The sequence below is a fragment of the Palleronia sp. THAF1 genome (assembly GCF_009363795.1).
Taxonomy (GTDB): Bacteria; Pseudomonadota; Alphaproteobacteria; order Rhodobacterales; family Rhodobacteraceae; genus Palleronia.
In genome coordinates this window covers 710,610-724,689 of record NZ_CP045420.1, presented here as the reverse complement: position 1 = coordinate 724,689, position 14,080 = coordinate 710,610, and the positions used below count along the sequence as shown (strand labels likewise).

The 14,080-nt window shown below is 63.6% G+C and carries 12 protein-coding genes, 1 tRNA gene and 1 pseudogene; 1 reads left to right on the top strand and 13 read right to left on the bottom strand.

What is annotated here, in order from left to right; genetic code table 11:
- Nucleotides 1–3: 3 nt before the first annotated feature.
- From FIU81_RS03570 to FIU81_RS03530, 9 genes are all read right to left on the bottom strand, one after another.
- A complete protein-coding gene (locus FIU81_RS03570) occupies nt 4–657 on the bottom strand; it encodes a ThuA domain-containing protein (protein ID WP_124111912.1) in 654 nt (217 codons plus the stop codon).
- Nucleotides 654–1,724, bottom strand: a complete 1,071-nt coding sequence (locus FIU81_RS03565) for a Gfo/Idh/MocA family protein (RefSeq protein WP_216644276.1) — start codon at nt 1,722–1,724, stop codon at nt 654–656. The genes FIU81_RS03570 and FIU81_RS03565 overlap by 4 nt, the downstream gene beginning before the upstream one ends.
- Nucleotides 1,721–2,737, bottom strand: a complete 1,017-nt coding sequence (locus FIU81_RS03560) for an ABC transporter ATP-binding protein (RefSeq protein WP_124111910.1) — start codon at nt 2,735–2,737, stop codon at nt 1,721–1,723. The genes FIU81_RS03565 and FIU81_RS03560 overlap by 4 nt, the downstream gene beginning before the upstream one ends.
- Entirely contained in the window at nt 2,730–4,370 is a 1,641-nt protein-coding gene (locus tag FIU81_RS03555; protein WP_124111909.1) for a glycoside hydrolase family 43 protein, read from the bottom strand. Before FIU81_RS03555 ends, FIU81_RS03560 begins: the two co-directional genes overlap by 8 nt.
- Nucleotides 4,371–4,373: 3 nt before the next feature.
- Nucleotides 4,374–5,204 carry a carbohydrate ABC transporter permease gene (locus FIU81_RS03550; protein WP_124111908.1) on the bottom strand — a complete coding sequence of 277 codons (831 nt, stop codon included), beginning with the start codon at nt 5,202–5,204 and terminating at the stop codon, nt 4,374–4,376.
- Entirely contained in the window at nt 5,201–6,133 is a 933-nt protein-coding gene (locus tag FIU81_RS03545; protein WP_124111907.1) for a carbohydrate ABC transporter permease, read from the bottom strand. Before FIU81_RS03545 ends, FIU81_RS03550 begins: the two co-directional genes overlap by 4 nt.
- Nucleotides 6,134–6,195: 62 nt before the next feature.
- Nucleotides 6,196–7,455, bottom strand: coding sequence for an ABC transporter substrate-binding protein (locus FIU81_RS03540; protein WP_124111906.1), 1,260 nt, complete (start codon nt 7,453–7,455; stop codon nt 6,196–6,198).
- Between the two features lie 138 nt (nt 7,456–7,593).
- Nucleotides 7,594–8,616, bottom strand: coding sequence for a LacI family DNA-binding transcriptional regulator (locus tag FIU81_RS03535; RefSeq protein WP_124111905.1), 1,023 nt, complete (start codon nt 8,614–8,616; stop codon nt 7,594–7,596).
- 95 nt (nt 8,617–8,711) lie between these two features.
- Nucleotides 8,712–8,788, bottom strand: a tRNA-Arg gene (locus tag FIU81_RS03530).
- A 114-nt stretch (nt 8,789–8,902) separates the two neighbouring features.
- On the opposite strand from FIU81_RS03530, the gene FIU81_RS03525 reads away from it, so the two are divergent.
- Complete coding sequence (locus FIU81_RS03525) at nt 8,903–9,457, top strand: superoxide dismutase family protein (RefSeq protein ID WP_124111904.1); 555 nt, start codon at nt 8,903–8,905, stop codon at nt 9,455–9,457.
- Nucleotides 9,458–9,635: 178 nt separating this feature from the next.
- Here the strand turns inward: FIU81_RS03525 and FIU81_RS17135 are convergent.
- From FIU81_RS17135 to FIU81_RS03505, 4 genes and pseudogenes are all read right to left on the bottom strand, one after another.
- A pseudogene (locus FIU81_RS17135) lies at nt 9,636–10,645 on the bottom strand (hypothetical protein).
- Between the two features lie 164 nt (nt 10,646–10,809).
- Nucleotides 10,810–11,838: a YeiH family protein gene (locus tag FIU81_RS03515; RefSeq protein ID WP_124111902.1), complete on the bottom strand. Its 1,029-nt coding sequence runs from the start codon at nt 11,836–11,838 to the stop codon at nt 10,810–10,812.
- A complete protein-coding gene (locus FIU81_RS03510) occupies nt 11,831–12,838 on the bottom strand; it encodes an Ldh family oxidoreductase (RefSeq protein ID WP_124111901.1) in 1,008 nt (335 codons plus the stop codon). The genes FIU81_RS03515 and FIU81_RS03510 overlap by 8 nt, the downstream gene beginning before the upstream one ends.
- A gap of 50 nt (nt 12,839–12,888) precedes the next feature.
- Entirely contained in the window at nt 12,889–14,070 is a 1,182-nt protein-coding gene (locus FIU81_RS03505; RefSeq protein WP_124111900.1) for a UxaA family hydrolase, read from the bottom strand.
- Between the last annotated feature and the right edge of the window lie 10 nt (nt 14,071–14,080).

Below are 14,080 nucleotides of genomic sequence, written 5' to 3'. Positions count from 1 at the left end.
GAATTATGTGGTAGCGGTGGCCCAGATCAGGCCGCGGCGCAGGACTTCGCGCGCTTGGGGATGGGCGAGTTCGGCGGAGTTGTGGCCCAGCGCCGAGTAGAAAACCCGGCCCTTGCCGAAGTTGCGGGTCCAGAAGACGGGCATGGTGGTGCCATCGATCTCTGGCGCGTGTTCGCCGGTGAAGGTGGTCGTGGCGAGCACGTCGTTGCCGGGGTCCACGTGCATGAAATACTGCTCGGAGTGGTAGTCGAAGCTGTCGATCCCCTCCATCAGCGGGTGATCGGGGCGCGTAACCTCGATGCGGTAGTCAATGAAGTCGCCCGGATGCGCGACCCACTGGCCGCCGACCATGAACTGGTAGGCCGGGGAATCGCGAAATGCGTCGCCCATGCCGCCGTGAAAGCCACCAAGGCCGACGCCGCCACGAACGGCAGCGCAGAGCTTATCGATCCCGTCCTTGTCCGAGGCGACCTGCGTCATCATCGGCACGATCAGCGCATAGTCGGTCAGGTCGTCAGAACGCAGGACTTCGGCGCCCTGAACGGATGTGACGGCCATGCCCTCTTCTTCGAGCATCGTCGCCACGACGGCGGCGCAGGCTTCGGGGTCGTGCCCGTCCCAGCCGCCCCAGAAGATCAGTGCGCGCGGATCGCTCATGTCAGTTCCGTTTCCAGCGCCAGCGGTCGAGTGCAGTCGCTTTTGATGTGGATGGTTCTCTTGGTGTCGGCGGCGTGGTGCAGCGCGTCAATGACTTCAAGGACGTGAAGCGCCAGCGCGCCGCTCGCCCGGTGATCGCGACCCGTTGCAATTGCGTCCGCCATGTCCGCCAGACCGATCCCGCGCCAGTTGCCTGCGCCATATACGCGGTCGGACGCGGGCATGGTCGTTTCGTCGCCGAAGGTGACTTCGCCGTCGAAGCGGTTGGGATCCGGCAGGCGCATGGAGCCTTCGGTGCCATACACTTCGAGCGGGCTGTGCCAGTGGGTCTGGACGTCGAAGCTCATGGCGATCTGAATGAGCGCGCCGGTCTCAAAAGCCAGAAGGCCCAGCAAATGTGTGTCGACCTCGACCGGGAGGGTCTGTCCGGCGCGGTCACCGGTGGCAATGCGGCGTTCGCTGCGCGGGCGGCTGGACAGGGACGCGACCTCGCGCACGGGACCGAGCAGATTGACCAAAGCGGTCAGGTAGTACGGCCCCATGTCCATCAGCGCGCCGCCGCCGGGGGCGCTGTAGTAGAAGTCCGGGTTCGGGTGCCAGCGTTCGTGGCCCGCGACCATCATCGTGGCGCTGCCGCCGATCGCCCGCCCGATCTTCCCGGCATCGAGGGCGGCGCGGGCCGCTTGAAGGCCGCCGCCCAGAAAGGTGTCCGGTGCGCAACCGACGTGCAGGCCGCGATCTTCGGCCAATTGCATCAGGTCTTGTGCAGCGTTCAGCGAGGCAGAGAGTGGTTTTTCGAGGTAGAGGTGCTTGCCCGCCCCTAGGATTTGCCGACCGACCGGCGCGTGTGCGGCGGGGATCGTCAGATTCACGACAATGTCGATATCGTCGCGGGCCAGCAGGTCTTCGACCGACAGGGCGGGCACATCGCGCGCCTGCCCGACTTTTTGCGCGGCGTCCGCCTTCGCATCCGCGACGGCCCGCAACTCCAGCCCCGACAGGCGGGCGATATTATCGAGGTAGATGCCGCTGATGACACCGCAGCCGATGATCCCGATGCCGGTCATGCGGATACTTCTGTCCGTTCGATGCGGCGACCGTCTTGATCGAAATGATGGTAGCGTGCGGGGTCGGCGTGCAGCTTCAACCGCTCACCCCCTTGGATGCGGATGTGGCCCGGCAGGCGGACGGTCATCTCGCCCACGTTCTCCACCCGCACATAGGCGATGGTGTCCGAGCCCAGCGTTTCGACCACGCGGGCCTTCGTCTCCCAGCCCTCGCCTTCGGTGACTTCCACGTCTTCGGGGCGGATGCCGACCGTTGCGACGTCAGGCCTGCCGACGGCTTTACCGGGCAGAAGGTTCATTTTGGGCGAACCGATGAAGCCCGCGACGAAGACCGAAGCGGGCGTGTCATACAGGTCCATCGGCGTGCCGATCTGTTCGATATGGCCCTTGTTCATCACGACGATCTGGTCTGCGAGCGTCATCGCCTCGACCTGATCGTGGGTGACATAGATCATCGTGGAGTCGATGGATTGGTGCAGCTCGGCCAGTTCGACGCGCATCTGCGTGCGCAGGGCGGCATCTAGGTTCGACAGAGGCTCGTCGAACAGGAACACCTTGGGGTTGCGCACGATGGACCGTCCGATGGCGACGCGCTGACGCTGACCGCCCGACAGTTCCGAGGGCTTGCGATCCAGGTAGTCTTCCAGCGCAAGGATGCGTGCCGCCTCTGCCAGCCGCTTTTCACGCTCCTCGGCGGGCATGTTCGAGATGCGGAGGCCGAAGTCGATGTTCCGCGCCACGGTCATGTGCGGATACAGCGCGTAGGACTGGAACACCATCGAGATGCCGCGCTTGGATGGCTCGTCATCGGTCACGTCGTCACCGCCGATGCGGATGGTGCCGCTGGTGGGACGCTCCAATCCCGCAATCAGGCGCAACAAGGTAGACTTGCCGCAGCCCGATGGGCCGACCAGCACGGTGAAGGACTTGTCGGGCACGGACAGCGACAGGTCAGGGATGACCGTCAGGTTTCCGAAGGACTTGGTGACATTCTCCAGGCGGACTTCAGCCATTGCGGGCCTCGTAGGTAAACGACAGGAAATCGGCGAAACGCCCGCGGCCAGAGGTGTCGTGGGCGCACATGCCGACGAAGGCTCCGGTGAAATTGTTGCCCGGACCGTTGCCCGCCTCGTCCGAGATGGCGGACTGGTCGAGCACGACGCCGGTGTCGATCCAATCGCCACCTTCGGTTGCGTAGCGAAAGCGCAACTCAGAAGAGTCCACGTCGCAGCCAAGGCGGATCGGGCCGTCGGCGGGCAGCGGAATCGGCTCTACGGGATAGCTGATCGCAGCGTCGGGCCAATCGGCAGCGCAGCTGTAAATCGTCAGGACGCGCCCGCCCGCCTCGTCGGCGGTGACGGCGAGGTAGTGGAACTTGTTGCGCCCGTACCACGCGATCAGACCCGCGAAATGCTGGTAGTCGCCGGGCGTCATCTCCAGCTCTGTTTCCGCAGTGTAATGGATCGCGTCTTGGCGCCGGGCGACAAGGGCGTGTTCAAATTGGGAGCCGGGGCTTTCGCGACCGAATATGCGCAGCGCGCCGGCGCGTTCGGTGGTCGAGAACAAGCGGTCGGCGTCGGGCGTGCGCAGCCACTGGAACTCTGGCGGTAAACCGTCTTCGAAGGTGCGTCGCGTGGGGATCGCGTCCACGGGGGCTTCGGGCAAATCGGGGCCGTCGATCTCGGTTGCGGGGGCCGGACCGCCGTGGGCAAGGCGCGGGAACGCACCCTCCTCCCAGATCAACCGTTGGATCGAAGTCTCACGCCCCAATGGAGAGCGGCGCACGTCATCGGCGTGGATGCTCGTGTTGGTGACGATGGTTCGCGTTTCCTCCAAGGGGCGCGAGCACAGGTGGACCATGAAGTGCTCACCGGATTGCGTCTCGACGATGTCGGCGTGCCCGGCGCGCTGCAGCAGGTGATCGGGGTCGGTGTCCTTCGAAGTAAGCACGTGTTTGGCCGGATCGGTCTCGTAGGGGCCGAACAGGTCGCGCGAGCGGGCCATCGTGGCCGCATGGTCGTAGCCGGTGCCCCCTTCGGCAGTCAGCAGATAATACCAGCCGTCACGGCGATAGAGATGCGGCCCCTCGACCAGCTTGTGATCGGTGCCGCGATAGATGTTGTGGATCTCGCCGGTCAGCTTCTGCTCGGCGACGGAATATTCCTGCATGACGATCCCGCCGAAGCGGTCGCCGCCCTGCTTGTTGTGGTTCCAGATCATGTTCAAAAGCCACTTCCGCCCGTCCGCGTCGTGGAACAATGACGGATCGAAGCCCGACGAATTCAGATGGACCCGGTCGGACCACGGCCCATCGATGGAGGGCGCGGTGACAAGATAGTTGTGGCTGTCCTTCCACGCCCCATCGCGGCGCTTCACGTCCGAGTAGATCAGCCAGAACTGCCCGTCCGCATAGCTAAGGCACGGAGCCCAGACACCACCGGAGTCCGGGTCGCCGCGCATGTCGAGCTGTGTCGCTCGGTCCAGCGGGCGGGTCACCAACCGCCAGTTCTTCAGGTCGCGCGAGTGATGGATCTGGACGCCAGGATACCATTCGAAGGTGGAGGTCGCGATGTAGTAATCATCGCCGACCCGCACGATAGAAGGATCGGGGTTGAAGCCGGGCAGGATGGGGTTGGTGATTTTCATGGATCAGCCTTTCACCGCGCCCCCGGTCAGACCGGCGACGATGTATTTCTGGGCAGCAAGGAAGAAGACGACCGCCGGAACCAGCGACAGCGTGACGAATGCGAGCGTCTGGTTCCACTGGGTCACGAACTCGCCGCGGTACTGCATCATGCCAAGCGGCCAGGTGAACACCTCGCGCGAGTTCAGAACGACCAGCGGCAGCAGGAAATTGTTCCAGCTTTGCACGAAGACGAACACGCCCACCGTTGCCAGGATCGGGGTCGACAGTGGCAGCGTAAATTTCAGGAAGAAGCGAACGTATCCGCAGCCGTCGATGTAGGCGGCCTCGAACAGCTCTTTCGGGAGTTGCGCGAAGAAGGTGCGGAACAGCAGGATGGCAAGGCTGAGGCCGAAGGCCGTCTGCGGCAGGATCACGGCCCAATAGGTATCAAGCAGGCCGATGTCTCGGATCTTGATGAACAGGGGCAGGATCGCCGTAGCGAAGGGGAACATCAGTCCCAGCAGCAGGTAGGAGAACAGGAAGTTCGAGCCGAAGAACTTGATCTGCGCGAAGACGTAAGCCGCAGCCGAGCCGACGATCAGCGTCAGGATCACCGCCGCCGATGAGATCAGCATGGAGTTGCCAAGATACCGCCAGAACGCCGGATCGCTTAGGATCGCGCCGTAGAACTCTGTGTTGAAAGCATCCGGCACGGCAAAGGCGGCGGTGCGGATTTCGGCGTTCGTCTTGAAGCCGCCCATTACGGTCGCCCAGAGCGGGGCGAGCACGAAGCTGGCCACGATCAGCAAAAGGGACAGCCGCGCGACATTGCGCCAGACATGCGGACCGGTCATGCCGTTCCTTTCTTCATGAAGATGCGCTGGTAGAAGACCGCCACCAGCACGGCGACGACGAACAGGACCACGCCGACCGCACTGCCATAGCCGATGCGCAGGCGCGTCAGGCCGAACTCATACAGGTAGGTGACGATGGTGTGCGTCTGGTTGGACGGGCCGCCATTGGTCAGCGGGATGATGACGTCGAAGACCTGCAACGCGCCGATGATGGCGAAGAAGGCGCTGACGGCGATAGCGGGCTTGATGTGCGGGATTTGCACGTGACGCACGACCTGGGTGCGGGTGGCACCTTCGATCTGCGCGGCCTCTATCTGGTCGTCTGGCACGCCCTGCAGGGCGGCGATGTAGATCATCATGTGAAAGCCGAAGTATTTCCAGACGATCACGACCATGACGGCGTAGAAGGCCAGATCGCGGTCTGCGAGCACGAAGAAGCGATCAATCCCCAACGTCGCAGCGATAGAGGCGGTGACGCCGTAGTTCCCGTCGAACACGAAGCTCCAGATCAGACCGGCGGCGACCTCTGCCATGATGTAGGGAACGAAGAAGATAAGGCGGAAGAACGCGTTGGTCGGCGTCTTCTTGTAGATCATCAGCGCCAGCAGCAGCGCCAACGGCATCTGGATCAGCAGTGAGATCAGGACGATCTTAACCGTGTTCCAAACCGCGACGGAAAAGACAGAGTGGCCGAGCATCTGCTCGAAGTTGCGCAGGCCGACGAAATCCTCGGGCGTGCCGTAGCCATTCCAGTCGTAGAAGGCATACATGCCGGATTCCCCAAGGGGGAGCATGACGAACAGCGTGAACAGGATCAGTGCGGGCGGCAGCAGGATCAGACCCGCCGTCAAACGGCCGTTCGTGGCGGCGCGGCGCACACGATCCTTGAATGCCAGCCGGCGATCCGGTGGCGAAGTAGCGTCTGACATCGGAACTCCTCCCCGGTGTCGCGTGGTGGCGCGCCCCTGTCAGGGCGCGCCGTCAGGTCGGATCAGCGGAAGTCCCAGGCTTCCTGGACTTGTGCCGCCGCGTCTTCGGGGGTCGTGGCCCCGGCGATCAGATCGGCAGACACATCGTTCACGGTCGCGCCGACGGACGCCCCCAGGAATTGGTCAAGAAATATCTGGTGATAGTCGGACTGCTGGATGTCCTGTGCCACCTGCTGGAAGAACGCGTTGGGAAGCGCCTCATCCGAGCCTTCGACGATCGGAATGAAGATGCCACGTTCCGCGATGGTCGTCTGATTGTCGGTGTTCAGCAGGTAGGTCAGGAAATCGACCGCCTGATCGGAGGCATCCGCCGTGACGGCCCAGCCGTTGATCCCGCCCAACGTGGCACCGTCGCCGCCTTCACTCACAGGATCAGAGATCACCGGGAAGGACATGATCGCAAGCTGGTCGTCCGACAGGCCAACCCCGTCAGTCGCGCGGCCCCGCATGGGCAGATAGTCCCAGTCGCCCATGAGGTGGAACGCACCCATCCCGTCGGCGAACATGCCCGACGCCGTTTCATAGGTCGTGCCGATGACGCCCGGCTGGAATGGCTCCAGCGCGACAAGCTCTTCCATGGCCTCGCCCGCGGCGACGAAGGCTTCGTTCTCGAAGCCGTCGTTTTCACCGGACATGGCGGTCGTCACGACATCGGGACCGCCTTCGCGCAGGGCGAGGTAGCTCCAGTAGAAGTGGACCGGCCACTTGTCCTGCCCGCCTGCGATGATCGGCGTGATGTCTGCATCCTTGAGCGTTTGCACGGCTGCGAGGAAATCATCCCAGGTCTCGATGCTGGTGTGATCGACTCCCGCCTGTTCGGTCAGATCGGTGTTGACCCAGAACACGACCTCGGTCGCGTACATCGGCAAGCCGACGAGCGAGCCATCGACGGTATAGGCATTCGTCGCGGCTTCTGGAATTGCAGACATCGCCTCGTCCGACACGACATCGCCGATGGGGCGCAGGAAACCGGCCTCGAACTGCTCACGCAGGGTTTCACCGCCCCAAGAGTAGAAGATATCCGGACGCGCATCCGACTGAAGCAGCGTGGGCAGCTTGGATTTGTAGGCCTCGTTCGCGATATATTCGAAGACCACGTCCACGTCTGGATTTTCTGCCTCGTAGGCGGCCTCGACCTCGGCGTAAAAGGCCTGCTCTTCGTCGCTGGGCTGCACGCGAAGGATGTTGACCTCTGTCTGCTGCGCGAAAGCGGCCCCGCTGGTCAGGGCGATGGCAAGCGCCGTGGTTGTGTAGAATTTCATGGTCAGTCCTCCCAAACTCTGGCGGCTTCGCGCCACCTTCAATTCTGACTAACGTACGTCATTTTTTGACGAACGAAAGGGGGAAGCTGCTGCCAACAGCTAGTTAATTCGGCGTGACGAATGAACGGAGAGTGAGACTCAGGGTAGATTATCGCGCAAGAAGATCTCTATCCCCACACGATTTTCGTCTTTGTTCAGATGTTTGCCTAGCGACAATGCCAGAAGTGTGCGCACGGCTGACCGCGCTTCGCGCGCCGGGTCCTGACGGATGACCGCGTCAATTTCACCCTTCAGCAACCAGTCACGGGAGTGTTCTGTCAGTTCATGCACGACGACCGGAGGCACGGAACGAATCGTCTTGAGCGCTGCAACCACACCGCGATTGCCCGCGCCCAGACTGTAGATCCCAACGATGCCATCGGTGGAAGCCAGCAGATCGGTCAACCGGCCCTCGGCCAGTTGTGCATCGTCGCGTGCCTCGATCGGCGGGAGCGGTTCCAGATGGGGGAAATCCTCTGTCAGCACCTGGCGGAACCCTGCGTAGCGCGCGGCGTGGTCCTGCATCATCAACGCCCCGGCGACGACGGCGATCTTGCCGGGCGTCGCCCCGCAGAACCGGCCCAGAAGGCGCCCTGCCGTCCGACCCGCCCAGATATTGTCGATCCCGATGAAATGCGCGCGCAGGTCAGGCGGCAGATCAGATACCAGCGTTACCACGGGAAGGTCTTTGCGCCGCAGCATCTGCACCGCGTCCCTGACCTCTGGCGCGTCCACCGCCACGAAGGCGACGCCGTCCAGCGCATCGGTATCCAATGCGTTCAACTCGCGCGACAACGCCGCTCCGTCGAAGGCCGGCACCGTGCGCACCACGACGTCGACGCCCTCGGCAATCAGCGGTTTCGCATAGGACACGACTGCGTCTTCCAGATTGCGCATGAAACTGTTCGCGCCGCCGGGCAGAAGGAAGACGAAGCGCGTGCGCCGCTGGCGGGACAGGTTCGCGGCAGCCGTGTTGCGGACATATCCCAGCGACCGGACAGCCTCTTCGACTTTCTCTCGCGTCGATTGCCGGACGGAGTTGCGCCCATTCAGAACACGGTCGACGGTAGAGAGGCTGACATTCGCCACGCGCGCCACATCGTGAATGGTCGATCTCGTCATCCGCAGCCTTCCAAGTACCCGTCGTTTCAAATCCATGCGTTGCAACGTCGGTGTATGCGCGCAAAAGACCCATCTTTGCAGCAACATGCAATTTCTGGCGATCCCTGAAGGACTCGAACCCTCAACCTGCCGATTAGAAGTCGGCTGCTCTATCCAGTTGAGCTAAGGGACCGCTCGCCACGTGGTCTATCGCCGTGCGCCCGGTGGTCGCAAGGGGCCATGCGGCGGAACAAGGGGGCGGTGGCCTTGTTGATGGGGCAATGAGTAATTTTGCAAGGAGTGCCCCATGTTTCGATCCATCCTGACTGCCGCCAGTATCGGCGCGCTGACCGCCCTGCCCGTCATGGCAGAACAACATTCGAACGGCGACATGGCCGAAATCGGCGACAGCGGCTTCGTGACCGCGGCGCGTGCTGAAGTGTCGGACCGGGAGGGCAATTCCATCGGGACCGTCACGATCAACCGCACCTTGTCGGGCACGTCGCTGGTAATCGTGGCGCTGAATGGCGTGCCAGAGGGTGCGCATGGCATCCACCTGCACGAAACGGGCGACTGCTCGGCCGATGATTTCACCTCTGCGGGCGGTCATATCGCTGGCGAGGCTGAGCATGGTGTGTTTGCCGAGAACGGCCCGCATCCGGGTGACCTGCCGAACGCGACCGTTGGCTCTGACGGAGCCATGACCGTCGAGGCTTTCAACGCGCGTTTGGATATCGAAAGCATGGTCTTCGACGATGATGGTGCCGCGTTCATCGTGCACGCAGGCCCCGACGATTACATCACGCAGTCCGCCGGTGATGCAGGCGAGCGGATCGCCTGCGGCGTGTTCGAACCCGCCTGATCACTTCGACCCTAGCGACTCTGCGGCCATCCCAAGCGGGTGGCCGTTTTGGTTTGGGATTGAGCCGCCCCCTTTCTGCCTGCCCAGGAACTATCCGCTGATGTTATTGCGCCAGCCGACGCTAGGCCTTGTCGCACGAAACGCCTGACGAACGGATCTCCCCTTTCCCCGCCTGACGTTAGCCGACAGTCTGCGTGACGGCGATGCTAAGTGCGGTGAAGCGGTTGAGGATGGCGATGCGGACTTGGAGTTCGGCGGTCTGGCGGTCGAAGGTAAGGCATCGAGCCGCCATCGGTCCGCGGCCGATGCCGAACGGACATGAGCGTCTGACCGAGGAGCTTCATGCCATTCATCTTGGTCTCAACGTGGCTGCGTCGATGGTCGCCACTCCATTTCCGCCAGAGCGTCCGTCCAAAGGGCTTTATGGCCCGCAGGGCCTCGTTCCTTGCCCCCGCACCGGGACTGTCCTTCTTCCACGGTCTGGCGGTCCGACGCGGCGGGAGTGAGGATGCGAATGCCATCGGTTCGAGAGAGCATCCGAACGCATCAGCGCCACGGTTGGCGACGGCGTCGCGGCAGGCCCACCCGTCATGGGCGCCATCCACTGCCCGGCAGGGTCATGCGCAGCATGATCCCGAGAGGTGACGAGCGGGTGCAGCGGCTCGCCGCTGCCGCGGTCGGGCAGTTGCACGGCCAGTGTTCGATGGACTTACGCGGCCCCACCGGGGCCACGGTTCCATCTCATTCTGACGACGACACGGCGTCGAGCGGTCGGGCACCGGCCGGACCAGCCCCGCGCGCTTCAGCAGGCTCGCGACGAAGCCGTTCGCAAATGTCTCTCGGACCATTGGCGTTCCATTGTCTCACTCTGGCGAAGCGGCAGCCCGAAGAGGACCGGGGATCCGCCCCTTCAGGGCTGAAACGATCCCCCGGATCGTTTCCGGGGCGCCCTTCACCCTTCACCGTCGGGCAGGCTTGGATCGCGTTCGCCGGGCAAACGGTCCGCTGGACCGTTTGCTGATCCTCCTTACCGCTGTAGACCGGCTGCGCGCCACGCTTGCCCGAGGGCGCCGCATGCCATGGCGTCGACGGGTCGAACCAGACCGTCAGAGCCCCACGCCTACGCAGCGCGACGTTGAAACTGGACCAGTTCAGGGTGCGGTAGCGGGTGGGCGCGGGCTTGGACATGCCGTCCTGTTATGCCGCTGGACTCCAGATGCGAATCCCGGGCGCGCTTCGTGCAAAATGGCCGTCTACATGCGCTTCCGAGAAATAGCGTTGCCTTGTCCCGAAATTGCTTTCGGCGCTTGGCCTAGCGATGCGATCTCCCTCAACCCAAGCACTCAAGACGGTCAGTTCAACAGACTTAGCCCAACGCCCGCGAATAGCGCCAGGAAGAGCGTTTCCGCCACCAGAAGCCCGACGGCAGGCAGGCCCACGTTCAGGATTCGTTGCGGTACGGTCCGCAGACCAACGGCGGCGATGGCGGCAAGCAGGGCCCAGCCCGATGCGGCTGAAGCTGGCGCGGTGATGAAGGCCGGCAGCAGACCCAGCACATTCAGCACGGCCAGCCCCAGAAAGCCGGCCACGAAGACCGGCACCAGTGGCGGGCGCTTGCCGGTGTCGTCCGCTTCGGTCATGCGCATGCGGATCGCCAGCCCGGCTACGACGACCATCGGGGCCAGCATCAGCACGCGCAGCAGTTTTACCAACGTCGCGGTCACGCCTGCTTCGTCCGAGATCGAGTAACCCGCACCCACGACCTGTGCCACGTCGTGGATGGTGGCGCCGATGAAAAGGCCCGACTGGCGATCGTCCCAGCCCGCGACGCCAATAATCACCGGATAAAGGACCATCGCCAGTGTCGACAGCACGGTGACGCCGACGACAGTGAAGATCAGCCGCTCGTCTGAGCGGTCGTCTTTTGGCAGGATCGCGGCGATGGCCATGGCCGCCGATGCGCCGCAGATCGCCACTGCCCCCGCCGACAGAAAGGCAAAGCGATACCGAAAGCCGAAAATGCGCGACACCGCGAAACCAAAACCGATGGTGGCCAGCACCGCGCAGACGACCAGTGCCACGACGCTCCATCCCAGCGAGCCTATGACATCCGCGCTGATCCGCACACCCAGAAGGGCAACTCCGATCCGCAACAGCGTCTTCGCCCCGAATTCGATGCCGGGCCGGGCGGTCTCATCGGCGGACAGGAAGTTCAGCGCAATGCCGAACAGCAAGGCCAGAAGCATTGAGGGCGCGCCATAGTGTTCGGCAACGAACTGGCTGGCGAAGGCGATCACGATGATGATCAACAGCCCCGGCACCAATGGCTTGAAGCGAGACAGCAGCTTTCCGCGTTCGGGGGAAGCGGTGGTTTCAGCCATGATCGCCTGCCATTTCCTGCGCCTGACGTAGATAGAGTTCGGGAACCGCGATGCCGTGAGCCGTTGCCGCTGCGATGGCCTGCGCACGGCGCGCGCCCGGCAGACGCGCACCTTCGGTGTCCGCGATAGCGGTCAGAAGGGGTTCCAGCCGGTCGGCGAAGCCGGCGCCGGGGCGTAGGGCTATCAGAAACTGGCCCGTACCTGGAGCGTCGCCCTCGGCGGTGAAGAAGCTGCCCGCGTCCCGACTTGCGTTCGCGCCGGTCAGGCTGGCCGCAAGGATTTCCACCATCAACGCCAGCGCGGTGCCTTTCGCGCCGCCGATGGGCGCCATGGTGCCATCCAGTGCAGCTTGGGCGTCCGTGGTCGGTGCGCCGTCGGAATCGAATGCCCAGCCTTCCGGGATCGGCTGGCCAGTCTTCTGTGCGTTCATCACCTTGCCACGCGCGACGACCGACAGTGACAGGTCGATGACCAGCGGGGCGGTGCCGGTACGCGGCGCGGCGAAGGCGATGGGGTTTGTGCCATATACCGGTCGGTTGCCGCCCCACGGTGCGATCGCGGCAGGCGCGTTTGCGACCATGATCGCGATCAGACCCTGCCGGGCGATCCGTTCGACCTGTACCGACAGCGCGCCACAGTGATGGGATCGGGTTATACCGACGCTGGCGGTGCCCATGCGGTGGGCGGCATCGCACAGGACGTCGATGGCCAGATCAAGCGCCGGGTAGGCAAAGCCGTACTTCGCGTCGACCATCAACGCTGTGCCCTCCGCAACTATCAGCTGCGGTTCGGCGTCTGCTACGACCTTGCCGCTGCGGGCCTGCGCCACGTAATCGGCCAGTCGGGAAAATCCGTGACCCTGCTGGCCTTCCGCCTCTGCGGCGACCAGCGCCTTGGCCACCGAAGCGGCAGTCTGTTGTCGCACGCCATTGGCGGTCAGTGCGCGCAGGATCAGGTCTGTCGCGGCGCTGAGGGTCAGGGTTGCTGTGGCGGGGGGCATGCTGCGCTCCGTTGGAAGGCCGCCCCCGAGATAGGGGCGGCCCGTTGGTATCAGGCGCTGCGGTACAGCTTGGTCATCGAGAATTCCCGGTGGCCCAGTGCCTCTGCCGCGGTGTTACGCCCGTTGGCGGTGCGGCGGATCATGTCGATCAGCGCGTCGCCAGCTTCGTCGATGGTCATCTCGCGCCGCAGGATGCCGGACACGTCCACGTCCACATGCTCGGACATGGTGCGCACGGTGCGCGGGTTCGCGGTGATCTTGATGACCGGCACGATGGGATTGCCCACCACGTTGCCCTGACCCGTCGGGAAAGTGTGGATCACTGCCCCGCCAGCCGCCATCAGCGTGACGCATTCCGCTGCCGCCGAAGACGAGTCCATGAAGTACAGGCCGTTGCCGGATTTCGGGGCTTCGGCAGGCTCCAGAATGTCGATGAACTGCGACGTGCGTCCGATCTTTTCCAGGTTGCCAAGCGCCTTTTCCTCGATGGTGGTCAGGCCACCTTCGATGTTGCCCTTGGTGGGCTGGCTGTCGGACAGGTCATCGGTCTGGTGGGCGAAGATCACGTCGTCCTGATAGGCCTTCCACATCTTGTACCACCGCTCGCCGACCTCTTCGTTGATCGCGCGCTTCTGGCAGATGTGCTCTGCGCCCGTGATCTCAGAGGTTTCGCCGAAGAAGCCCGTGATGCCTTCGGGCAGCAACTTGTCGTACATGTTGCCGACGGTGGGGCAGCTGCCCAGACCGGTGGTCGTGTCGCTCTCGCCGCATTTGGTGGACACCCACAGCTCGGAGATCGAGCATTCTTCGCGCTGCACCTCGGTCGCCTTGTGAACGAAGTCCTTGGCGGCCCAGCTGGCGGCGCGAATGGTTTCGAAGTCGCCCTTCTGCTCGATGCTGAACTCGGCCACTTCCTTGCCGGTCTCGCGGATACCGTCGGCGATGCGCTTGGTCCAGCCCGGCTCGATCCCAATCACGACGACCGAGTGGACGTTGGCGTTGGCGCCTGTGCCGATGATGGTGCGGAAGTGAACGTCCAGGTCTTCGCCGAATTGCAGGCGACCGTAGGCGTGGGGGATCGCCATGGTTCCCTTGACGTTGTTCGCCACGGCCTCGCACGCCGCGTTCGAGATATCGTCCACGGGCAGGATGATGACGTGATTGCGGACGCCGACGCGGCCGTTCTCGCGGCGGTAGGCCATGACGGTCGTATTCGAGTATTTCGATGCCATTGGAAGGACT